The following is a 22,053-nucleotide window of genomic DNA, read 5'->3' as shown; positions in this document are numbered from 1 at the left end:
AATACTTGTTGTCGAGTCATTTCTACTCGTCGTCGAGTCAAAAATACTCGTCGTTGAGTTATTTCTACTCGTGGTCGAGTCAAAAATACTCGTCGTTGAGTTATTTTTCCTCGTCGGCGAGTCAAAAATACTCGTCGTTGAGTCATTTCTACTCATCGGAGAGTTAAAAATACTCGCCATTGAGTAGAAACGTTTCATGAAACGTCTCTACAGTCCGTCTTATTGATGTTGTTGGTAAATGTGAGATGATATATTGCAGCGAAATTCTGTAGGGGCGAAGCATTCGGGCGACAGCTGATGAAATTCAACCGAGATCTAACTATCCGAATGCTTCGCCCTCCCCCACAGATAACCTATATATATAGCAAACCCCTTGGCGGTTAGGACATTCTTAATTCCTGAAACCCTTGATTCGACGACCTTCTTCCCCTAGCCCCTAAAGCGCCAGTACAGTAAAAGAGGTTGACAAAAGAAATATAATCTGTGTTTATATTTAGACCACGGCAGGGCGTTCGCGAAGCGTGCCGTAGGCATTGTCCCTAAATCTAAACCCATACTCCTCCTTTTGTTAGCTTTAATACTAATTACCTCAGTATATTGCACCATATCGGGAACTGGCTTTCATACATCTGCCCTTAGCTAGAAGCCTACATAGCTGAGAAGTTCTAGCCGATTCCTTTAGCCTTATTGATAAAGAGGCAATATATAAAATTACGTTTTTCCAGAACTCCGACCCTGAGCATAGACTTTTGAGGGGATCTCAGTTTGAGTGGACTGGTGCTGTTAGGCAAAAATCACTCCGGAGGAGGATTGGGAATAATTCTAAAGCAATTGGATACTTATCTAGGTATTGTGATATTAAAATACTAATGCTGAGTTTAAATTGGCAGTTGAGGTAGTTCGATTTACAAGAGTGAGATATCTCTTTTCGCGGGAGGACAAGGAATTTATGGTCGCGCAACTTGAAAATTTAACCGCTTCTGACAAAAATACAGAAAGCGAAAAAGTTTTAACCGAGCGGGTCTCTAGCAAGTTGTTAAAACCGGAATTTATCTCCCGTTGGAAACGAAAAGCGAGTGACTGGCGCTTCCAGCAAAAAATCGGTCAGGGGTATTTTTTAGCGATCGCAATTGCCTTTTTTGGCTCATTTAGCGGACTGGTAATGGCAGACTATTACCAAGGAAAAGAAGTAAAGCAGCTAGCTGATGCTCAGGCGCAATCGCAACTTTTGAGTGAATTCAAGGAGGCGACAGTAAAGGCACAATTGCAGACTTCGCGATTAGCTAGTGTATTGGAGTCGGATTTAGGACGATTGCAAACCGAAAAAACCCGCTTTCGCGAGGCTATGGCCCAAAGCAAGAAACTGCGGGATAAAATTGCACGCTATCTAGAAAGCAATCCGGCTCGGTCAGCAGCAGATCCCGCGAAGATGAAGGCTTTATTGCAGGCTTACGGAACAAAGTTAGAATCCTACACACAAACTACCGAGCCAATTTTGCAGCAGCTCGATCGCTTGCCATTATCGCCAGAGGCGGTTAAATCGCTACACAAGCAGCTAGAAAAGACGGTGGTAGGGTCAGAAGCGATCGGCTGGGAACGCCTGGGCGGGGAATTGACAAACATCCTGCAAAGCGCTCGCGATCGCGAACGACAAGGGGAAATCGCAATAGAGGATGCACAACAACTGCAAAAACAGATTATTATCCTGAGTATGCTGCTATCGGTAGCGATCGCCTCAATTGTGGCATACCGTAGCAGTCGTGCGATCGCCAAACCGGTCGTCAGTGTAACAGAAGTAGCCGAGCAAGTGGCGAGAGAGTCTAATTTCGATCTGCGAGTTCCCGTGACAACAAAAGATGAAATCGGCTCATTAGCAATTTCTTTCAATCATTTGATCGAACGGGTAGCCGATCGCACCAAAGAACTGGAACTAGCTAAAGAATTAGCGGAAACTTCTAACAAAGCTAAAAGCCAGTTTATTGCCAATATGAGTCACGAGTTGCGGACACCGTTAAATGCGATCGTAGGCTTAAGCCAACTGCTCAAAGAAGACGCCCAGGAACTCAATTTAGGCGATGCAGAATTTGTCAGCGATCTCCAATCAATCAACTCCGCCGGCAAACATTTGCTGGCATTGATTAACGACATCCTCGACTTGTCGAAGATTGAAGCGGGAAAAATGACTCTCTACCCGGAGACATTTGCGATCGAGAATATGATTAATAACGTTGTCACTACAGTTAAGCCGTTGGTGCAAAAAAATGTCAACGTTTTGGAGATTAATTGCGACGAAAACCTGGGCATCATGTACGCCGACCAAACAAAAGTGCAGCAGATATTGTTCAATCTGCTAAGCAACGCTGCCAAATTTACGGTACACGGTAAAGTAAAGCTGACAGTTACCCGCAAATCGCATAATTATAAAGATCCCAAATCTTCTGAGTGGATTTGCTTTCAGGTGCAAGACACAGGTATTGGCATATCTTACGAACAACAGCAACGCTTATTTCAAGCCTTCACCCAAGCAGACGCCTCGACTACGAAAAAGTATGGCGGTACTGGACTGGGGTTGGCAATTTGTCGCCACTTCTGTCAAATGATGGGTGGTGAAGTTTTTGTAGAAAGTAAGGTCGGACACGGTTCTACTTTCACTGTTTGCTTACCGGTGGGTATTATTGATGAAAGTTTGCCAGCTTCTTGCACCGCCAACTTAGCCAGTTAATAAGTAATTTGCAGAGTTACAAAAGCTTGTACCTGTCGCTCTCCTCCTATGACTGGGGTGACGGCAATATTAGCTGAACGTGCTGCAAAATCGGCATTGACTGGTGGCGAGAAAAATCTGTCTGAGTCGATCTGAATATTGATAACATCCCGGCGCGTGAAATTCAAAGCACCCAAAGCTGCTTCTGCTTGCTTTTGACCATCCTGAATAGCGTTGCGGATAGCTTGCTGTCGAGCAGCTGCAATGGCATCATCGGCGGCGACAAAATTAATCTCGTTAATGCGAGTCGCTCCTGCTTGCACTGCTTCATCGAGTAGTTTACCCGATAATTCCGTGTTGATGCGAAAGCTGACAATATTGCTGCCTATGTATCCGGTGAAGCGTTGCACACCGTCGCGATCGGAGCTATAGGTGGGATTGAGGGTTATGCTGGTGGTTTGTAGATTTTCGACATTGCGCGATCGCAATAGCGCTACAATGGCAGACGATCGTCTCGCCAACTCCTGTTGTACTTCACCTGCGGTTTTCCCCTGCACCTCAACACCCAGGCTTACCTGAGTTACTGTTGTAGGGATTGTTACCATTCCCCGACCCGTTACGGTGAGAATTCTCGGTTTTGGTTGCTCTTGCGCCAAAACTGGGTCGATAACCATACCCAAAGCTAAAGATAAAGCTATAAAATAGCTCCACATATTAAACTGAGAACGCAACTGCAACATTTGAGGCATAATTTTGTTGATACGCAATAAACCTAATCTTAAATGTAGAGTAATTAATCCCATCATTTTTTAGTACAGATTGACTTTTGACTTTTGAATGAGTGACTTTTGACTTTCTACCTATGACCACAACAACCACCGACTTTCTCAGCCATCTCAACCCCTCCCAACGTCGCACCGTCGAACATTTTTGCGGCCCATTGCTTGTTGTGGCTGGGGCTGGTTCCGGCAAAACGCGAGCGCTGACATATCGAGTTGCCAATCTCATCCTAAAACACAAAGTCGATCCGGAAAATATCTTGGCTGTCACTTTTACCAATAAGGCGGCGCGGGAGATGAAAGAACGGATTGAAAAGTTATTCGCCGCACAGATAGCTGAAAGAGAGACTGGAAAGTCGTTTGAGTCGCTTTCGGGAGAAGAACAGACGCGATTGCGATCGCAAGTTTACAAAACTTACATCAAACCCTTGTGGGTTGGCACTTTCCACAGCCTTTGCGCTCGCATTCTCAGATACGATATCGAAAAATACCAAGACGAAAAAGGACGCAAGTGGAATCGCAACTTTTCTATCTTTGACGAATCGGATGTCAAAAGTTTGATTAAAGAAATTGTCGTCAAACAGCTAAACCTAGACGATAAGAAATTCGATCCGAACTCGGTTCGCTACGCCATCAGCAACGCCAAAAACCAAGGCTTATCGCCCCAAGAATACGAGCGAGAGCAGCCGAACTTTCGCGGTAGAATAATAGCCCAAGTTTACAGCATCTACCAAGATAAACTCGCCGAAAATAACGGCCTCGATTTTGATGACCTCATCTCAGTTCCCGTCCATCTGTTTGAACAAAACGAGACAGTCTTGGGTTACTGGCATCGCAGATTTCAACATATTCTAGTCGATGAATATCAGGATACCAATCGCACCCAATACGACTTGATTCGTCTCTTGGTAACTAACGGCGAAAACCCCAAAAAGTTCAATAATTGGCAAAATCGTTCTGTGTTCGTCGTTGGCGATGTTGACCAAGCGATTTACTCGTTCCGCATGGCAGACTTCCGGATTTTGTTGGAATTTCAAGAAGACTTTGGCGACGGTTTGGCAGATGAAGAAACCCGCACAATGGTGAAGCTGGAAGAAAATTATCGCTCTAGGGAAAACATCCTGCAAGCGGCGAATCAGCTAATTGAAAATAACACCCAACGCATCGATAAAATTTTGCGTCCTACACGCGGACATGGAGAACCGATTTACCTTCATCGCGCTGAGGACGAACTCGACGAAGCTGAGTTTACCGTGCAGCAAATTCGCCAACTGGAACGCCAGCACGATGAATTAAACTTGGGTAGTTTTGCGGTTCTTTATCGCACAAATGCCCAATCTCGACCGTTTGAAGATGCCTTGCTGCGCTGGGGGATTCCCTATACGATGGTTGGCGGTTTGCGGTTTTACGATCGCAAAGAAATCAAAGACGCAATTGCATATTTACGATTAATTGTCAACCCAGCCGATACAGTTAGTTTGGTGCGCGTAATTAACACACCCCGACGCGGTATTGGCAAAACCACAATAGACGCGCTACTCAATGCCGCACAGCAATTAGGTGTGCCTTTGTGGGAAATTATCAGCGACGAAACATCGGTAAGTACATTAGCTGGACGTGCAGCCAAACAAATTAACAGTTTTGTGCAGCTAATCCAGAAATGGCAGCAGCAAATGGAAGTACAGACGGCATCCCAAATCGTGCAGGGAATTATGGAAGATTCCGGTTATATTGACGATTTGAAAAAGCAAGGCACTGATGAAGCGCAGGACAGATTGCAAAACGTGTTTGAATTGTTTAACGCTGTGCTGCAATTTGAAGAAGAAAATCAGGATGCCAATTTGGAAAGCTTCTTAGCAAATGCTACTTTAGCATCAGATTTAGATAATCTGAAAGAAGGACAAAAAGCAGTTTCTTTGATGACGCTGCACTCGGCGAAAGGGTTAGAATTTCCCGTCGTATTTCTGGTAGGATTGGAACAGGGATTGTTGCCGCACACCCGCAGTTTGGACGATCCGGCAGCACTGGAAGAAGAGCGCCGTTTGTGTTATGTTGGCATCACTCGCGCCCAAGAGAGATTGTATCTGAGTCACGCACAAGAACGGCGCTTGTGGGGCGATCGCGCACCCGCGATCGAATCGCAATTTTTGGAAGAATTGCCCGTTGAGTTATTAAGTGGTAAAGTCGGAGCGACGATTCGCAGCGGCGGTACGGTTGCAGGGAGAAGATTCCAGCGACAGAAGATTGCGGAAGAAAGCGATCGCACTTCTGCAACTCAGGTGCAAGATTGGAAAGTAGGCGATCGCATCCTTCACAAATCCTTCGGTATCGGTCAAATCACCCATATTTTAGGTTCCGGAGAAAAAATGACTGTCGCCGTTCATTTTCCTGGCGTTGGGCGAAAAATAGTCGATCCGAGAATAGCCAAACTGCAAAAAGTATAGCAAAAGTCAAAAGTCAAAAGTCAAAAGTCAAAAGTCAAAAGTCAAAAGTCAAAAGTCAAAAGTCAAAAGTCAAAACAAAACAGCGTTCTGGGGAAAACGCGATCGTGCAAAGCAAACCTTCACAGCAGTTAACTCGCCGCCAATTCCTGCTAAATACAGCACTTACAGCTGGCGGAATCGTCGCCGCCAACACACTTTCCAAATCCGGATTAGCACAAGCGTCCGGTATCGTCACATCGGAAAAGATGCGTCCCCAAATCCCCTACGGTGTCGCTAGCGGCGATATCAGCGGTAACAGCGCCGTGATTTGGAGTAAATGCGATCGACCCGCACGCATGATAGTCGAATATTCCACCAACGAATCTTTCCGCAACGCGCAAAGAATTGTCGGATCGGCTGCTTTGGAAAACACCGATTACACAGCGCAACTTTACCTTGCCGATTTACCCACAAATCAACAAATATTCTATCGCGTTTTATTTGAAGATTTAGCTTATCCAAACACCTACAGCGCCGCCGTTCCCGGTACTTTTCGCACCCCAACAACAGGTAATCGCGATATCTTTTTCGCTTGGTCTGGTTGCAGCGTCGGTCAAGGTTGGGGTATAAATCCAGATTGGGGCGGTATCAAAATATATGAAACTATCAGAAAGCTGAATCCAGACTTTTTTATTCACTGCGGCGATAACGTCTACAGCGATAACCCTATCCTATCAGAAGTAAAACTAGATAACGGCAAAATCTGGAAAAATATCACCACAGCAGAAAAGTCAAAAGTTGCGGAAACTTTAGCCGAGTTTCGCGGCAATTACGTCTATAACTTATTAGACGAAAACGTGCGCCGCTTCAACGCACAAGTGCCGTTGTTGGTGCAGTGGGATGACCACGAAACCCGCAACAACTGGTATCCTGGGCAGATGCTTAATGAGGACGATCGCTATCAACTGGTGAAAAGCTGCAATCTCTTATCTGCAAGGGCGAAAAGAGCATTTTTTGAATATATGCCAATTCGCTTCGATCCCAACGATCCAGAACGAATTTACCGCTCTTTTAATTATGGCTCGCACTTGGACATTTTTATGCTCGACGAACGCAGTTATCGGGGGCCAAATACAGCCAATCGCCAACAGGTAGCCAGTGCAGAAGCAGCATTTTTGGGTAGTACACAAGTACGTTGGCTAAAAAATCAATTACTCGCCTCCAAAGCCACCTGGAAAGTAATAGCTAGCGATATGCCAATTGGCATTATCGTTCGCGACGGTAAAACCGCTTTTGAAAACTTCGCCAATGGTGATGGCCCCGCATTGGGACGCGAATTAGAAATTGCCGACTTGTTGCGTTTTATCAAACAAAATCATATCAAAAATATAGTTTGGCTCACATCAGATTTGCATTATTGTGTAGCCAGCTATTACGACCCATCAAAAGCTCAATTTGCTGACTTCAAACCGTTCTGGGAGTTTGCTGCGGGGCCACTGCACGGCGGCACTTATGGGCCGCAAGCGATTGACAACACCTTTGGCCCCCAAGTGAAATACGAAAGCGCCCCAGTCGGGATGAAACAAAATCTTCCTCCTTTAGAGGGATTGCTATTTTTCGGCACTGTGAAAATAGACAGCGGTACGCAAAGAATGACCGTTGCTTTTATCGACGTAGAAGGGAAAACCGTTTACAGCGTCGAATTGCAGCCAGAGTCTGACTGATGTTTGCGGTAGATTTCAATATTTTACTTTTTTTATCTTTTTTGAGATGGGCTGAGTTAACTTCTCCAGAAAAGACGATCATAGAAACATAATCGAAATTTCTATTTAGCAAAAAACTGGGTGGAGTAAAGCAATGATTACTTCTAGCGTTCATTACTCGATAGACGTTATTAAAGACGAAGCTCGCGAACTCGTACACAAAGGACTTGTTAGCCGTCAGCAACCTATCTATGCGCTTTGTCAGTACATTAGACCGGGTGAATGGCAATGCGTTGAGTTCGAGTTAGAGGATAGAGGCTTTTTGCTAAGGGATCGCATTTGCGATTTGGTGGGTTGCGAAAAATGGAACGACGATTAATATCGTTTCTGTTCGCTTTTAGGGAGAAAAACTTGGCTCTCCTGTTGTTGTGGTAATAATAAGAACTTATTTAATCGTAGGGTGGGTTAGGCACGGGCCATCGGTTCAACACTTTCGATCGATAATTAAGTTCCCGTGCTGTAACCCACTATCGCACCTACTTGTAACATAGACTCAGATCTTGCACCTAAGCTAAAAACCGGGTTTCTTGCCAATAGCTAAACCTGAAAGCCTAGATTTTTCGTAAAGAAACCCGGTTTTTCAGGTCTTGTCCGGAGTACATGAGTGATGCGAAAAATTGTCTGTTGGAATTGAGGGTTAAATTTTTACCGCAGATTAAGACAGATAAACGCAGATGAACGCAGATAAGAGAGAGGTTTTCATCATCAATTTGAAACACCCCGCATCGCCAATAGTGCTGTACCGTAAGCTGCGGCTGTGTTTACTGGCGGTAAGATAGGTACTTGTAAGTAACGGTGGCGAATTTTTGTCCAAGTCGGATTTTTTGCACCGCCACCAGCAGTGTAAACGCGAGTTAAAGGAGTTGCACCAAATTGTTGCAATAACTGATAGCCGCGTGCTTCAATGCGGGCGATACTTTCTAATAAACCGTGCAGAAATTCGACTGGATTTTCGGGACGCGGTTCGAGTCTTGGCGGCAAGTTGGGGTCGTTAATGGGGAAGCGATCGCCTGCTTTCAATAAAGGATAATAATCAAGTAAACTCTCTTTTTCTGCATCTATCTCGCGACTGAGATTTTCTAATTCAGTATCGCTAAAAAATTGCCGCAACACCGCGCCTCCAGTGTTAGAAGCACCGCCAACTAACCATAAATTTCCCAATCTGTGACTGTAAATTCCATATTTTGCATCATCTACGCGAGTGCTACTCAACAGCTTGATTACTAAAGTAGAACCTAAAGATGTACTAGCTTCACCGGGAGATGTCGCACCGCTGGCGAGAAATGCCGCGATACTATCAGTTGTCCCCGCACAAACTACGCAATCTCGTTTTAAACCCAAATTATTAGCTATTTCAGTTGTTACTTCACAAATAGGAGTTCCCGGCGCGATAACTGACGGTAATTGAATCGATATTCCCTGATTTTCTAGCCATTTGGGATAACAAAGTTGCTCGACATCGTAACCGAGTTTCAAAGCATTGTGATAGTCTGTTATTCCCAATCTTCTATGTAGGAGGAATGCCAACCAATCTGCTTGATGCAGAAAATATTTCGCATTTGCAAACGCAGGTTGCTGAGTCCACCACAACAGTTTTGCCAGTGAGGAAGTTGCGCTGATTACTGTATGGTTTTGCGGTGCAATTTCTTTGAGTTTATCCATCACTTCCACACCCCGCGCATCGTTATACAAAATCGGTTCATCGATTGGATTTCCAGCAGCATCGCATAGCAACACAGTGGAAGAAGTGCCGTTGATGGAAATAGCTTTGATTTGCGATCGCACTTGTGACGGAATCTCTTGAATGAGAAAGAATAAAGCTTGCTGCCAAATCTTTGCTAAATTATCTGATGGCGCTAAGTTATCTTGTGGCGCAGGCGTCCCCGCCTGCGATTCATCAAAAGCATATTGCGTTTCAGATTGGATAATTCCTTCTCGATTGATTGCGATTGCGCGTGCGCCAGATGTACCAAAATCGATGCCCAGGTAAAGTTCCATAACTGCCCAAGAGATTTCTGTAACTATGATACAATTTGACTGTTATACTAATTACCAATGCCTAGTGAAATTGCGCTTGCTGCAAATTTTTCTGAAATCCGTTACGCCCAATGTTGGGAAGATGCGGATATTCTGCTATCCGCACTCGATATCCAAGCAGATTCTGTTTGTTTGTCGATCGCATCTGGTGGAGACAACACACTGGCGATGCTGAGTCGCCGTCCAAAAAGAGTAATTGCTGTCGATTTGAGTCCAGCACAAATTGCCTGTTTGGAATTGCGCGTAGCAGCTTATCGCGAATTAACTCATCCAGAATTGTTGGTGTTGATGGGGTCAAGGAATGAATTAGAGGAAGCAGAAGATTATATTCCTTTTTCTACAACTCATCACCCGCAGATTTCTCAACTCAGAATCGAACTCTACCGTCGCTGTCGATCGCATCTATCGCCAAACGTGGGCGAGTTTTGGGACGATCGTCTGAGTGCGATCGCTTCTGGTATCGGCGCATCTGGAAAATTTGAGCGCTATTTGGCGATGTTTCGTCGCTACATTCTACCCCTGATTCACAATCGAGATGATATCGTCAACTTGCTTAAACTAGATACCCCCGAACAACGACATATCTTTTACGAAAATCGTTGGAATAATTGGCGATGGCAGCTTTTATTTCGAGTTTTCTTCTCCCAGTTTGTGCTGGGACGATTGGGAACAGACCCTAGTTTTTTGAAGTATGCTAACATTAGTTTAGCAGAGCATCTCTTAGCACGCACCCGCCATGCTTTAATAACCCTCAATCCGGCGGAAAATCCCTATTTACACTGGATGATATTCGGGCAGCATTTCCACGTACTTCCCTACGCTTTGCGTCCGGAAAATTTCGATTCAATTCGTACTAACCTTGACCGTTTGGAGTGGCGATGTACTGCTATTGAAGATTTTTTAGGTAATGGGGATAAAGATGTTATCGATCGCTTTAATTTGAGTAATATTTTTGAGTTTATGTCCTTGGATAACTACCACCATTTGCTGAGACAAATAATGCGAGTTGGACGGCGCAAGGGAAGATTGGTATATTGGAATCGGTTAGTAGAACGTCGTCGCCCCGAATCGATGGCTGACTGCTTGCGATCGTTGTCCAGTTTGGCTGACGAATTATATCAAAAAGATAAGGTTTTCTTCTATAGAAATTTGATCGTAGAAGAAATTATTTAGTGCTAATCGGTGAGGATCTTCGGTGTTTACTATACTGTAGCAGCGTCAAACCCCACCCCCAACCCCTCCCCGTCTACGGGGAGGGGAGCAAAGGCAAGAGGGGCTCTAGGGGAAAAGAACTGACGGGGTGACAAGTATCGCTGAAACCTTTGTACAGTATCTTTTGTACCACGTCACCTTTGCCAAAAAATGCACCCATTTTTGGGCTTTATTGACACTATTATTAAGTAAGTGTAGTTACAAGCCTCATGTATTCGTTGTTGACCGCAAGATTTATGGGCTAATTTTGAAGAGATGTGAGTGAGTTGAAAAGCAACTGTCAAGCTTTCAGCCATAGTTGTCACCCCGTCAGGGCTTTATTGATACTATTATTAAGTAAGTGTAGCTACAAGCCTCATGTATTCGTTGTTGACCGCAAGATTTAGGGGCTAATTTTGAAGAGATGTGAGTGAGTTGAAAAACAACTGTCAAGCTTTCAGCCATAGTTGTCACCCCGTCAGGGCTTTATTGATACTATTATCAAGTAAGAGTAGCTACAAGCCTCATGTATTCGTTGTTGATCGCAAGATTTAGGGGCTAATTTTGAAGAGATGTGAGTGAGTTGAAAAACAACTGTCAAGCTTTCAGCCATAGTTGTCACCCCGTCAGCATTTTTTCAGATGTGAGTGAGTTGAAAAACAACTGTCAAGCTTTCAGCCATAGTTGTCACCCCGCCTGCGGAGTTGAGTGCATTTCTCCCCCCTCTCCGCAGGCGGAGAGGGGGGCTGGGGGGGTGAGGTTCCTCCCAGCTTAAGTTAGTAGCCAAATTTTTGATTGAGAAAAAAACAAATGAGCAATGAAAAGTTCTTAATTAATAAGAGCAAATTACCAGAAACCGCTGATGCCAATTTAGTTTTAATTAGAAATGATAACAATATAGTAGGACGTTGTTCTCTCTGGTGGCAAAATACTCCACCTTACCCTAACCATCACTTAGGCTTAATCGGTCATTATACAGTTGAAGATGCAGCAGCAGCAGATCGAATTCTGCAACACGCCTGCGAACAATTAGCCGCGTTTGGTTGCACAATGGCAGTTGCTCCGATTGATGGCAATACGTGGCAAAGCTATCGACTATTAACAGAACGAGGCGAACAACCGACTTTCTTTTTAGAACCCGATCATCCCGATGATTGGCATTGTCATTTTTTAGACCGAGGTTTTACAACGCTGGCTCACTATACATCGGCTTTGAATACTAATTTAAGTTATGTAGAGCCGCGTTTAAAGAAAGTAGCTGCGCGTTTGGAGGATGCCGGCGTGCAAATTCGATCGCTGAATTTGCAGCGTATCGAAGAGGAACTACACCGCATTTATACGGTAGCGATCGCCAGCTTTCAAGGTAACTTTCTTTACACACCCCTTAAGGAAGACGAATTTACCGCCCAGTACCGTCCCCTATTACCTTATTTAAAATCTGAGTTGATACTGATAGCAGAACACGATGGCAATGCGGTTGGGTTTTTGTTTGCCATACCCGACTGGTTGCAAGCACAACGGGGAGAAAATATTAACACAATTATTATCAAAACCGTTGCCATTTTACCCAAACGCATCTATGCTGGATTGGGTAATTTATTAGTTGCCAAATGTCAGGCGATCGCACATCAATTAGGTTATAGTCGAGCTATTCACGCTTTGATGCACGATGCCAATCCTTCCCGCAATTTGAGCCGCCGTTACGCTCAAACTATTCGTGGCTATACCCTCTTTGCCAAACAGTTAATTTAGTCTTATTTAATCGTAGGATGGGTTAGGCACGGGCAATAAATTCAGGGCTTTCAACCAATAATTAACGAACCGTGCCGTAACCCATCATCTGCCTTATCAGTAACATAAATAACATTTTTGACCGTAAAGCCGAAAGAGCCCAATGAACGATCGCCAACTATCCACCAACAATTACCGCTTACCGACAACGAACATTGCAGCTATTTTGCACGATCGCGCTGTCAGCAGTCCTTTAGTACCAGCAATAATTGATACATATAAAGGTAGCAGCCGCATCACGAGTTTTGCCGAACTGGAACTTGCAGCCAGTCGCGCTTGCACCCTGTTGCGCCGCAGCAATTTGCAGCCAGGAGATGCCGTGCTGGTCTTTTCTCCCATGTCCGCAGAACTTTACGCGATACTGCTTGCCTTGTTCCGCCTGGGACTGGTGGCAATGTTCCTAGACCCCAGCGCTGGTAGAAAACACATAGAAAAATGTTGTAATTTACACCCGCCTCAAGCATTTATCGGTAGTCCCAAAGCTCACCTGTTGCGCTTGGTATCACCCGCTTTGCGTCGCATTCCGATTAAATTTGCGATCGGCTTTCCTGTTCCCGGCGCAATTTCTTGGCACAGCGGACGGCATTTACCGTTAGATCCGGAGATTGTGCGTTGCAATGCGGATACACCTGCTTTGCTAACATTTACCAGCGGTAGCACCGGACAACCGAAAGCCGCTTTACGCACACATGGTTTTCTGATCGCACAGTATCGCGCTTTGGCACAAACTTTGCAACCAACTCCAGAAACAATCGAACTGACTGCTTTACCTATTTTTGTGCTGGCAAATTTAGCTTCGGGGATGACAACATTAATTCCCAGCGGCGATTTGCGATTTCCGAGTGCGATCGCACCATCTCCCATAATTACACAAATTCAAACTCACAAACCGAATCGAATATTAGCATCTCCCGCATTTTTAGAACGCCTAGCTGAATATTGTCTCAAACATCGGATTACCCTCCCCAGTATTGAGAAAATTTATAGCGGTGGTGCTGCTGTCATGCCAGGATCGATCGCACAATGGCAGCACATTTCTCCCCCAGCCGAATTCATCATCGTCTACGGTTCCACCGAAGCCGAACCGATTGCTCACATTTCCGATCGCGACATCAAACACGAAGACATTGTTGCGACACTCAACGGACACGGTTTGCTAGTAGGAAAACCTGTATCTGCCATTCAACTGAGAATTATGCGCCAACAATGGGGAAAAGCTATTCATTCTTATTCTCGTGCCGAATTTGCAACAGCTTGCCTACCTCCGGAATCAACTGGAGAAATTGTTGTCAGCGGCAATCATGTTTTACCCAGCTATTTGCACGGATATGGCAATGCAGAAACAAAATTCAGCGTAGACGGTACACCCTGGCATCGAACTGGCGACGCTGGTTATCTCGATTTGCAAGGTCGCTTGTGGTTATTAGGTCGCTGTCAAGCTTGCATCGAAGACGAATACGGTATGCTTTATCCATTTGCCGTCGAAGCGGTAGTTCAACATTATCCCGGCATTCGTCGCGCTGCGGTTGTTTCTCATCGAGGACAGCGAATTTTAGTAGTTGAATTAAACAATCGCAAATCTAAAGTTAACTTGACATCTTTGCATAAATCTCTAGCAAATTATCATATTCAATCAATTAAAGTTTTCAAAAAAATTCCCGTAGATAAACGTCATAATAGTAAAATAGATTATCCAACTTTGCACAAACTTTTGCAGGTTTCTCGATCGACTGACTGATTTTTGTAGCCTGCTATGCTTGACAAAACTAAACTTTAGGGACTTATAGTATCGTTTATCCGCACCTTTCCACAGATTCCACTTCCGGAACTCTACCAGACCTGAACTGAACCACGCGATTACCATCCGTCTCGAACACAAGGCGATAATTTCGTTCGGAAGCGTTTTTGGGTATAAAAGTCAAGTAGTGCCAACCGGGAGTATATTTATGAGGAGAAACTTGAATTTGCCCTCGATAAAGTGACTTAATTCGCGCTTCCGTATCCCCAATTTTTGCGCCGCTTGCAGTAGTAACGCTACTATTTCTAACAATATCGACTCTGGCAATACGACCATCTGTAAGCATAAGTTCGACGCCATTTGGCCCAGAAACCGGTTTCACATAGAAACAGCCTCGGTTATTAATTGCAGCGCCGTTTAAGGAAACTAAACGAGTTCCCGCAGCTTGCGAAGCTTGAGAAACAGTCATCCCAACTCGGATGGAACCAATACCGTTAACTAATAGTTTCGATTGGTTGGATAGTCTCGCTTGCGATAAAGCGATCGATCCCGTAATTCCGACAAGTCCAACTGCTGAAAATAAAGTTATAAATTTGGTGCGGTTGTACATTACTAATTATCCAAAAATCGAAATTTGAATTAAACGGCTAAGTTTTTTGCCAGCTATTGCCAAACCGCACATTTCTCGTGAATCGATTGGCAAGGCGATCGGATCATAGCACGTATTGCACCTGCCTCAAGATGGCAGACAGAGGCAGAGCCTCCAGACACGAGGCTCATAGCGAAAGTCGGTTTAAACCGACTAAATTTCTATTTTTCTTCAGTCCGTTTTAACGGACTTTTGCTATCAGCCTGGGGTTTAAACCCCAGGCGGGCCTGGGAATAATGAAGTTATGATTCTTCTAAGGCATCCATTCCAACACAATTCCCACGCGAGTATCCTTATCTTGCTTCGCATTTTGTCGCTGAAGATCTGTCGATACTCGAACATTGCGAGTAACTGCATAACCCGCCGAAAGCGTTGTCAAACCAACTTCTTCATTCGTACCGGGCGATACCCAACTCTGAGTTAAAGAAATATCTGCCGCACCGCCTCTAGATAAAACTAACAGTAATTTAGCGCCAACTTGCAATCCATCTGTAGTATAACTATCAGTTTCTAAATGGCGATAACCCAACACAGGTGCTACATTAATATAACCGCCTAATGGTAGAATATAGTAACGCAAATCTCCACCGAAATTTTGTCGATCGCCATTAAAAGTCGTCTGAAAATCCCCGCTTACCGTGAACCCACTCCTACCGATAAAAATATCCTCTACGCCAAAAGTTGCACCATCTCCGTCATCTGTGGCGGCAAAATCAGTATAACCCAACCGCAACCGCGTCCGAAAACTGGGGTCATTTTTGATATCCTCCAAAACATTCGGTATCTTACGCATCCATCGCCGCAAAACCGGACTGTTTTGTATGATTTCCGGACTTAAATCTAAATCTCTAGCATTGGGAGTAGGCTTTGTTTCTGTTTGGGTAGGAGTTGTTTCTGGTTGGGTAGGAGTTGTTTCTGGTTCCGTTTGACTCCAAGCAGGTGTTATTCCCAGCGTCAAGCAACTGCTTATTAATAAAACCCAGTAATTTAATTTCATATTCAGTACAGATTTTATATTTTTAACGCAAAGGAACGCAGAGGTTTTCGCAAAGAACGCAGAGGAAGTTATTGTACGATCGGTTTTTTTTGGCCACTTCCATCTATGCGTCGATGCAATGCCATTAGCTTATCTTATTTTTCTGTCTTCCTGCTACTCCTCTGCGTAACTCTGCGTAAACCTCTGCGTTCCTTTGCGTTAAAAAAAAGGTTCTGCTCTTCGCAGAACCGAAGTAATCAAGGAGCAACAAATGAAAACTAACGCACAGTTCCTTCCAGATTAGTTACATCGATCGGCTTCATCAAATATAGCCGCAGGAACTGCCAGCCATTCGACACGTAGTAAGGCAGCTTCTGGAAGAATTGCAGGAATTTCGGTGTCTTGGAATTGCCGATCGCACTCAACTTCGCGTTATTCTCTATGCAGGTATCCAGACGCTGGTAAAATTCTGGGTTATTCACATCCAGAATTACCGGGAACACCCGTCCCGCCGTTTCGTTTGTCTTCTCGATCACATGGATATCGTAATCCCGTGCATTCAGACCGATCGAAGCATAGAAACCAGATCGCTGGATATCGTTGAGATACATCGTCGCAAATACCGACAGCAGGAAGAAACGACTCCACAGCTTCGCCTTCCAATCATTCAATGTGTCGGGTTGCGCTCTCATCATCGCATCGAAGAAGTCACCGTGACGGTTTTCATCCTGACACCAATTTTCAAAGAAGCGGAAAATTGGATAAATCCGATCTTCGGGATGAGCTTCCAAATGGCGATAAATTGTGATGTAGCGCCAGTAACCAATTTTTTCCGACAGGTAAGTCGCGTAGAAAATAAACTTGGGTTTGAAGTAAGTGTAATTTTTACTCTTGGTCAAAAATCCCAAGTCTAGGGAAAGATGGAAATCTGATAATGCTTTATTCAAGAAGCCAGAATGACGCGCCTCATCTCGCGACATCAAGTTAAAGCATTCTGCTAGGAGTGGGTTTTTATCTTTCAACCGCCGTCCTAATTCTTTATAAAGCAGGAAACCTGAAAATTCTGCCGTGCAAGAACGTTCTAAGAATTCCACGAACAACCGGCGCGTTTCCCCATCAATAGTATCCCAGGATTGTTCAAACTCCGCATCCCGGACAAAGTGATGGCGGTTGTAGTCGGCGCGGAACTCTTCCAGAATTGCTCTGAGCTCGTCTTCGTTTGGCGAGATATCCATCTTTGCCATTGCGTCAAAGTCGGTGGTGTAAAACCGAGGCGTCAGGATGGTTTCCTTCGCCGGAACCTTAATTCCGGGCCTTAATTCTTCAAAGCTGGGTTTTTTGAGGGAATCTACCATAATGTTCTTTTGCTCTCTTTTCAGGGGCTAGGGCGTCGAAAAGTCAAAAGTCAAAAGTCAAAAGTCAAAAGACTCTTGAGTTAGGGTGTTGGGCGTCGGGCGTCGAGAGATATTCTTTTTGCACCTACCTTTGCACCTGGACTACCTCTGCACTTCTGGACTTCTGCACTTCTGCTTCCCAGTTCCTTTTACTGGCTGCGTTCCAGTCTACCAAGCTTAGGGTAAGTAGAAGCTAAGTATTTAGTTAAAACTTGCAACGGAATGTTAAGAAACTTAAAGATAAAAAGGAAAATTTTTTACTCCACCTTTGAGGGTGGAAGATCTAGGATCGGGATGAGAACTGGAAAATGTGAGTGCGATCGATCCATGAACGATATTGGCACTAGCTATATATTGTGGTTTGCCTGCTTTCTGCAACTGCACGGGCTGCACCGCCTATACAACCGCAAAATCGGCACGGGACTGTTGTGGTTGTTCACTTTTGGTTTGTTGGGAATGGGACAGCTAGTCGATTTGCTTCTCATTCCCGGCATGGTGGAAGAACACAACAGCAAAGTCAGAGCCAAATTGGGTTACTCTCCCAAAGGCATACCGTTAAACCAACCCGCCGTTACGGTAACAGTTCCACCCACCCGCGACCAGCTGATGGTGAAACTCGTCAAAGCTGCATCTGCTAGAGGCGGCAAAATTTCCGTAACTCAAGCAGTAATGGATACAGGTGTCGGGTTTGCGGAAGTAGAAGCCGTCTTAAAGCAAATGCTGAAATCCGGCTATGTTAGCGTTGACAATCACCCAACCACGGGTGTCGTAATTTACCACTTCCTAGAACTCTAAACTTATTTCTTTTGACTTTTGACTTTTGACTTTTGACTTTTGACTTTTCTCCCCCCTAATTTCGCACCAACCATTTTTGTGCATTCAATCTTTGGACGACGCCAAACACCAACAAATCTAGAGTTATCTTACGTTCGTCGATCAAGAAAGGTTCGAGGGTACTCGGTTTGCCGCCATTTTCCGCAAAGGAAAAAGCGCGTTGTCCTTGAATATCTTCATTAAAGAAATAAACGCGGAACTGACGCAGACCTTTGTTCCAACTGCCGATAATTTGCCAGCATTCCGGTTCTTTGGCAAAGCCAATAATGGGAATCTTTTGCTTTTCAAAAGATAGCTGTAAATCATTAACGCCTTGTTTGGCGAGTGCTGCCGTTATGGCTGGCAGATAATCTTGTTTCACAAAATCTGCAAACGGCTTATCTTCAACACCGGGCGCTTTCTCTTTTTTGCCAGCAGGTTTTTTGGCTGGCTTTTCTTCTGTATCGCCACCTGCTTCTGCTTCTGCTTTGGGAGGCTTTTTCGCAGCTGCCTTTGCTTCTTTGGCAGGTTTCTCCTCAGCGGCGTTAGGATTCGCTTCTGGATTTACTGCTGTGGGATCGGGCGCATTTGCAGTGGGAATATCTGTCGTCGCTGGTGAGTCGGTGCTGGGAGCGATTTCTCCTGCTTCGTTATGATTGGTTTCTTCTGCCATAACTTGATTTTGGATTTTGGATGCAAGGATTTTAGATGCAAGGATTTTAGATTTTGGATGCAAGGATTTTAGATGCAAGGATTTTAGATTTCGGATTTTGGATTTACCTTTTACCGGAGGGAGAGAGGGTACTTAAAATAATTCCAAATCTAAAATCTCAAATCCCAAATCTCAAATGGTCGATCGTGTTTTCAGCCGCCAGCAACTGCGGGAACTATGCTCACTTCGTCGCCATCTTGCAGGGGTGTTTGAGTGCCATCCAAAAAACGGATATCTTCGCTATTGACGTAGAAGTTCAAAAAGCGACGCGGTTCGCCTTTTTCATCGCAAAGACGCGCTTTAATGCCGGGACAGCTATTTTCTAAGGAATCTAGTAGTTCGGCAATACTATTACCGCTACATTCCAAGGTGGCTTTGTCGTTGGTGAATTTTTGCAAAGCGGTGGGAACTAAAACTTTTACGGTCATAGTTAATAGTCAGTTGTCAATTGTCAGTTGTCAGTTGTCAGTTGTCCGAGGGCTGAAGAGGGTTTTCTTTTCCACTAGCCGCTACTGATTAAACTAGGACTTGCTGCCATTCGAGACGATCGAGTGTTTGGGCTCGTTCTAAAGCACGCTCGAAACTTTCCAGCTTCGGTTCGATCGTCAGCGGTTCGCCGATATAACCTTGTACGGCTTCTTGGGTTTTCAGTCCGTTGCCGGTGATATAGACAACCGTTGTTTCTTCAGGGTCAATTTTACCCGCTTCTACCAGTTTTTTCAGCACGGCAACTGTTGTACCGCCAGCGGTTTCGGTGAAGATGCCTTCGGTTTCTGCCAGTAGCTTGATCCCTTCGACTATTTCTGCATCGTTTACCGATTCGATGTTGCCGCCTGTTTTGCGGGCGATTTCCAATGCGTAAACGCCGTCAGCCGGGTTGCCGATCGCGATCGATTTGGCAATTGTACTCGGTTTGACTGGTTTGATGAAATCCCGCTCTTCCCGGAATGCTTGGGCGATGGGGGAGCAACCTTCTGCTTGAGCGCCACTGAAGCGAACGTGCTTTTCCTCCACCAATCCCACTTCGATGAATTCCCGGAAGCCTTTGTAGATTTTGGTAAACAGGGAACCGGATGCCAGAGGCGCTACTATGCGATCGGGCAATTCCCAACCCAGTTGTTCTATTACTTCGTAACCCAAGGTTTTGGAACCTTCCGAATAGTATGGGCGCAGGTTGATATTGACAAATCCCCAACCGTGTGTATTGGCAACTTCGCAGCAGAGGCGGTTTACTTGGTCGTAATTTCCTTGCACCGCCATTACGGTCGGGCCATAAATTAACGTACCGAGAACTTTACCTGCTTCCAAATCGGCGGGGATGAATACACAACAGTCAAGACCGGCATGAGCGGCGATCGCAGCTGTAGAGTTCGCTAAATTTCCGGTGCTGGCACAAGATACTGTAGAAAAACCCAACTCTCTAGCTCTAGTTAGGGCGACAGACACGACCCTATCCTTAAAGCTGAGAGTCGGCATATTGACGGCATCGTTTTTAATATATAGCTTTTTCAATCCCAGACGACGAGCTAAGCGATTTGCCCTCACCAACGGTGTCATGCCTGTTCCCACATCGATCGGGTTGTTGGTAGCGACCGGTAAAAACGGGCGGTAGCGCCAAATTGAGTTTGGCCCTGCCTGAATAGTTTCGCGGGTGACAGTGCGGCGGAGAGCATCATAATCGTAAGCCACTTCCAAGGGGCCAAAACAGAACTCGCAGACGTGCGTTGCTTTGGGCTCGTACTCTGCACCGCACTCCTTACACTTAAGCGATTTAAAGGTGGCGATTGTGGTTGCTTGGGCTGCGATCGTCTGGGTCATGGTGGCTGCTCTCCCTCGGTGTCTGTCAACTTTCGATTGATGCTAACACGACCTCCACAGCCCGTCAAACATACCCGACTTTTTTTGTCGGGTTTGCTGCTATATTTGTTCTCATCCCATTTGGAGAGACGTTTCATCAAACCTCTCTCCAACTGATGAAATATTTCTATAAAATATGAAATATTTCTACAAGTAATTAGGAGTTTTCCTTGTAGAAACTCGTAAAATAATGTAGGCAAAACAAATCAATTATTCCATATCGATCGGTTCGAGTTGGTATTGAAACAATAGTAGTGCGATGCGGGCAAGGCAGGAATAGCGATGTTTGACTTAGCTAAAATCGAATCGATCGCCCAATCCTATTCTCCGCAAGAACTCTTCGCTGCACTGGTTTGGCAGCGTCGCTTCAATCAGTTTGATGGCCGGGAAGTGATTACCGACCTTTCCAACCACCCTTCTTTATGGGCTAGTTTTTTGTTCGCAAAACCAATCTTTCCAGCAGACTCTGACGGTTTGAGCTTTGGTGGAACGATCGATACGCTGATTGCAATGGCTTAGACCTTTTTTTCTTTTGACTTTTGACTTTTGACTTTTAACTTTTGACTTTTCTAGCCTCCACTCACAGGTGGAATCAGCACCACCTCATCGCCATCCTGTAGGGGGATATTGGGTTCGACAAACTCCAGATTGATGCCAAAGCGCGTCAGATCGCGCCATTGGGCGAGTTCGGGATGTTCGGCAATCAAACGCTCCAGCACCGTTGCTACTGGTGTCGAAGATGGGAACTCTAATACCAGTTCCGGAACGCCATAAGCTTCTTGGTAAGCAGCGAAGAGTTTGACGGTAACGGTAATGGGAGACTCGGACATGAGAAGGGGAGAGGGGGAGAGGGGGAGAGGGCAGGGCTACTTCATTGTCGTCAAAGAAAATTGATGGGCAGGGGGGCAGGGGAGCCGGGGGGCAGGGGGCAAGAAAGTTTGACGATTTTTCTACACGCCACCAACATAAAAATAATTTCTTCCGCGAATATGAATTAGCCCTGGGGGAGAGGGGGAGAAGAAAACAGGTGGATTGCTTCTGCCGTTATGCTAAGCGAGCCAATTCTCTTATAACGCACTCCCCAGCAAACCGCTCTCGCCAGCAGAAGGCTTTGTTAAATGTTGGGTTTCGTGGCTTTCTTAAGCTTTTGTTGCTTTTTGAGATATTTCGTCAAACAGGAGTTTACCTCATGTCACAGGGAAGAGGGGTAAATACTGGGATACTAATTG

At 45.1% G+C, this 22,053-nt stretch carries 18 protein-coding genes; 9 read left to right on the top strand and 9 right to left on the bottom strand.

Features of this window, described 5'->3' with window-relative positions:
- Positions 1–949: 949 nt before the first annotated feature.
- Entirely contained in the window at positions 950–2,722 is a 1,773-nt protein-coding gene (locus ACE1CD_RS07040; RefSeq protein ID WP_374822714.1) for an ATP-binding protein, read from the top strand.
- Here ACE1CD_RS07040 and ACE1CD_RS07035 read toward each other — a convergent pair.
- Entirely contained in the window at positions 2,719–3,450 is a 732-nt protein-coding gene (locus ACE1CD_RS07035; protein WP_374822712.1) for an SIMPL domain-containing protein, read from the bottom strand. The genes ACE1CD_RS07040 and ACE1CD_RS07035 overlap by 4 nt on opposite strands.
- 113 nt (positions 3,451–3,563) lie before the next feature.
- Here ACE1CD_RS07035 and pcrA point away from each other — a divergent pair, with 113 nt between their 5' ends.
- The 3 genes from pcrA to ACE1CD_RS07020 all read left to right on the top strand — a co-directional run bounded on the left by pcrA (position 3,564) and on the right by ACE1CD_RS07020 (position 7,985).
- Positions 3,564–5,924 (top strand): DNA helicase PcrA, encoded by a 2,361-nt coding sequence (gene pcrA, locus ACE1CD_RS07030; protein ID WP_374795337.1) that lies wholly within the window; start codon positions 3,564–3,566, stop codon positions 5,922–5,924.
- A 104-nt stretch (positions 5,925–6,028) separates the two neighbouring features.
- Positions 6,029–7,627 (top strand): alkaline phosphatase D family protein, encoded by a 1,599-nt coding sequence (locus ACE1CD_RS07025; RefSeq protein ID WP_374822709.1) that lies wholly within the window; start codon positions 6,029–6,031, stop codon positions 7,625–7,627.
- A 133-nt stretch (positions 7,628–7,760) separates the two neighbouring features.
- Positions 7,761–7,985 carry a DUF4327 family protein gene (locus ACE1CD_RS07020; protein WP_190474410.1) on the top strand — a complete coding sequence of 75 codons (225 nt, stop codon included), beginning with the start codon at positions 7,761–7,763 and terminating at the stop codon, positions 7,983–7,985.
- Positions 7,986–8,371: 386 nt separating this feature from the next.
- On the opposite strand, the gene ACE1CD_RS07015 is transcribed toward ACE1CD_RS07020, so the two are convergent.
- A complete protein-coding gene (locus ACE1CD_RS07015) occupies positions 8,372–9,664 on the bottom strand; it encodes an FGGY-family carbohydrate kinase (protein ID WP_374822706.1) in 1,293 nt (430 codons plus the stop codon).
- 57 nt (positions 9,665–9,721) lie between these two features.
- Between ACE1CD_RS07015 and ACE1CD_RS07010 the strand changes: the two genes are divergently transcribed.
- From ACE1CD_RS07010 to ACE1CD_RS07000, 3 genes are all read left to right on the top strand, one after another.
- Positions 9,722–10,876 carry a DUF3419 family protein gene (locus tag ACE1CD_RS07010; protein WP_374822703.1) on the top strand — a complete coding sequence of 385 codons (1,155 nt, stop codon included), beginning with the start codon at positions 9,722–9,724 and terminating at the stop codon, positions 10,874–10,876.
- Positions 10,877–11,704: 828 nt separating this feature from the next.
- Positions 11,705–12,646 carry a GNAT family N-acetyltransferase gene (locus ACE1CD_RS07005; protein ID WP_374822701.1) on the top strand — a complete coding sequence of 314 codons (942 nt, stop codon included), beginning with the start codon at positions 11,705–11,707 and terminating at the stop codon, positions 12,644–12,646.
- 142 nt (positions 12,647–12,788) lie between these two features.
- Positions 12,789–14,423, top strand: coding sequence for an AMP-binding protein (locus ACE1CD_RS07000; protein ID WP_374822698.1), 1,635 nt, complete (start codon positions 12,789–12,791; stop codon positions 14,421–14,423).
- Positions 14,424–14,478: 55 nt separating this feature from the next.
- Here the strand turns inward: ACE1CD_RS07000 and ACE1CD_RS06995 are convergent, their stop codons facing one another.
- From ACE1CD_RS06995 to acsF, 3 genes are all read right to left on the bottom strand, one after another.
- Positions 14,479–15,033, bottom strand: coding sequence for a hypothetical protein (locus tag ACE1CD_RS06995; RefSeq protein WP_374822695.1), 555 nt, complete (start codon positions 15,031–15,033; stop codon positions 14,479–14,481).
- A gap of 292 nt (positions 15,034–15,325) precedes the next feature.
- Positions 15,326–16,069 (bottom strand): hypothetical protein, encoded by a 744-nt coding sequence (locus ACE1CD_RS06990; RefSeq protein WP_374795344.1) that lies wholly within the window; start codon positions 16,067–16,069, stop codon positions 15,326–15,328.
- Between the two features lie 257 nt (positions 16,070–16,326).
- Positions 16,327–17,403, bottom strand: a complete 1,077-nt coding sequence (gene acsF / locus ACE1CD_RS06985; RefSeq protein ID WP_374795345.1) for a magnesium-protoporphyrin IX monomethyl ester (oxidative) cyclase — start codon at positions 17,401–17,403, stop codon at positions 16,327–16,329.
- 366 nt (positions 17,404–17,769) lie between these two features.
- Between acsF and ACE1CD_RS06980 the strand changes: the two genes are divergently transcribed.
- On the top strand, positions 17,770–18,237 hold the full coding sequence (locus tag ACE1CD_RS06980; RefSeq protein ID WP_374795587.1) for an NINE protein: 468 nt from the start codon (positions 17,770–17,772) through the stop codon (positions 18,235–18,237).
- Between the two features lie 55 nt (positions 18,238–18,292).
- Here the strand turns inward: ACE1CD_RS06980 and ACE1CD_RS06975 are convergent, their stop codons facing one another.
- The 3 genes from ACE1CD_RS06975 to thrC all read right to left on the bottom strand — a co-directional run bounded on the left by ACE1CD_RS06975 (position 18,293) and on the right by thrC (position 20,785).
- On the bottom strand, positions 18,293–18,928 hold the full coding sequence (locus ACE1CD_RS06975) for a DUF2996 domain-containing protein (RefSeq protein ID WP_374822692.1): 636 nt from the start codon (positions 18,926–18,928) through the stop codon (positions 18,293–18,295).
- Positions 18,929–19,119: 191 nt separating this feature from the next.
- On the bottom strand, positions 19,120–19,395 hold the full coding sequence (locus tag ACE1CD_RS06970) for a MoaD/ThiS family protein (protein WP_374795347.1): 276 nt from the start codon (positions 19,393–19,395) through the stop codon (positions 19,120–19,122).
- Between the two features lie 88 nt (positions 19,396–19,483).
- A complete protein-coding gene (gene thrC / locus ACE1CD_RS06965) occupies positions 19,484–20,785 on the bottom strand; it encodes a threonine synthase (RefSeq protein ID WP_374822689.1) in 1,302 nt (433 codons plus the stop codon).
- A gap of 321 nt (positions 20,786–21,106) precedes the next feature.
- Here thrC and ACE1CD_RS06960 point away from each other — a divergent pair, with 321 nt between their 5' ends.
- Complete coding sequence (locus tag ACE1CD_RS06960) at positions 21,107–21,343, top strand: hypothetical protein (protein ID WP_374795349.1); 237 nt, start codon at positions 21,107–21,109, stop codon at positions 21,341–21,343.
- A 50-nt stretch (positions 21,344–21,393) separates the two neighbouring features.
- Here ACE1CD_RS06960 and ACE1CD_RS06955 read toward each other — a convergent pair whose 3' ends face one another.
- A complete protein-coding gene (locus ACE1CD_RS06955) occupies positions 21,394–21,654 on the bottom strand; it encodes a MoaD/ThiS family protein (RefSeq protein ID WP_374795350.1) in 261 nt (86 codons plus the stop codon).
- Positions 21,655–22,053: the final 399 nt, after the last annotated feature.

Origin of the sequence: Aerosakkonema sp. BLCC-F183 (assembly GCF_041929145.1) — a bacterium.
GTDB lineage: Bacteria > Cyanobacteriota > Cyanobacteriia > Cyanobacteriales > Aerosakkonemataceae > Aerosakkonema.
This window is presented reverse-complemented; position numbering and strand designations above follow the sequence as displayed.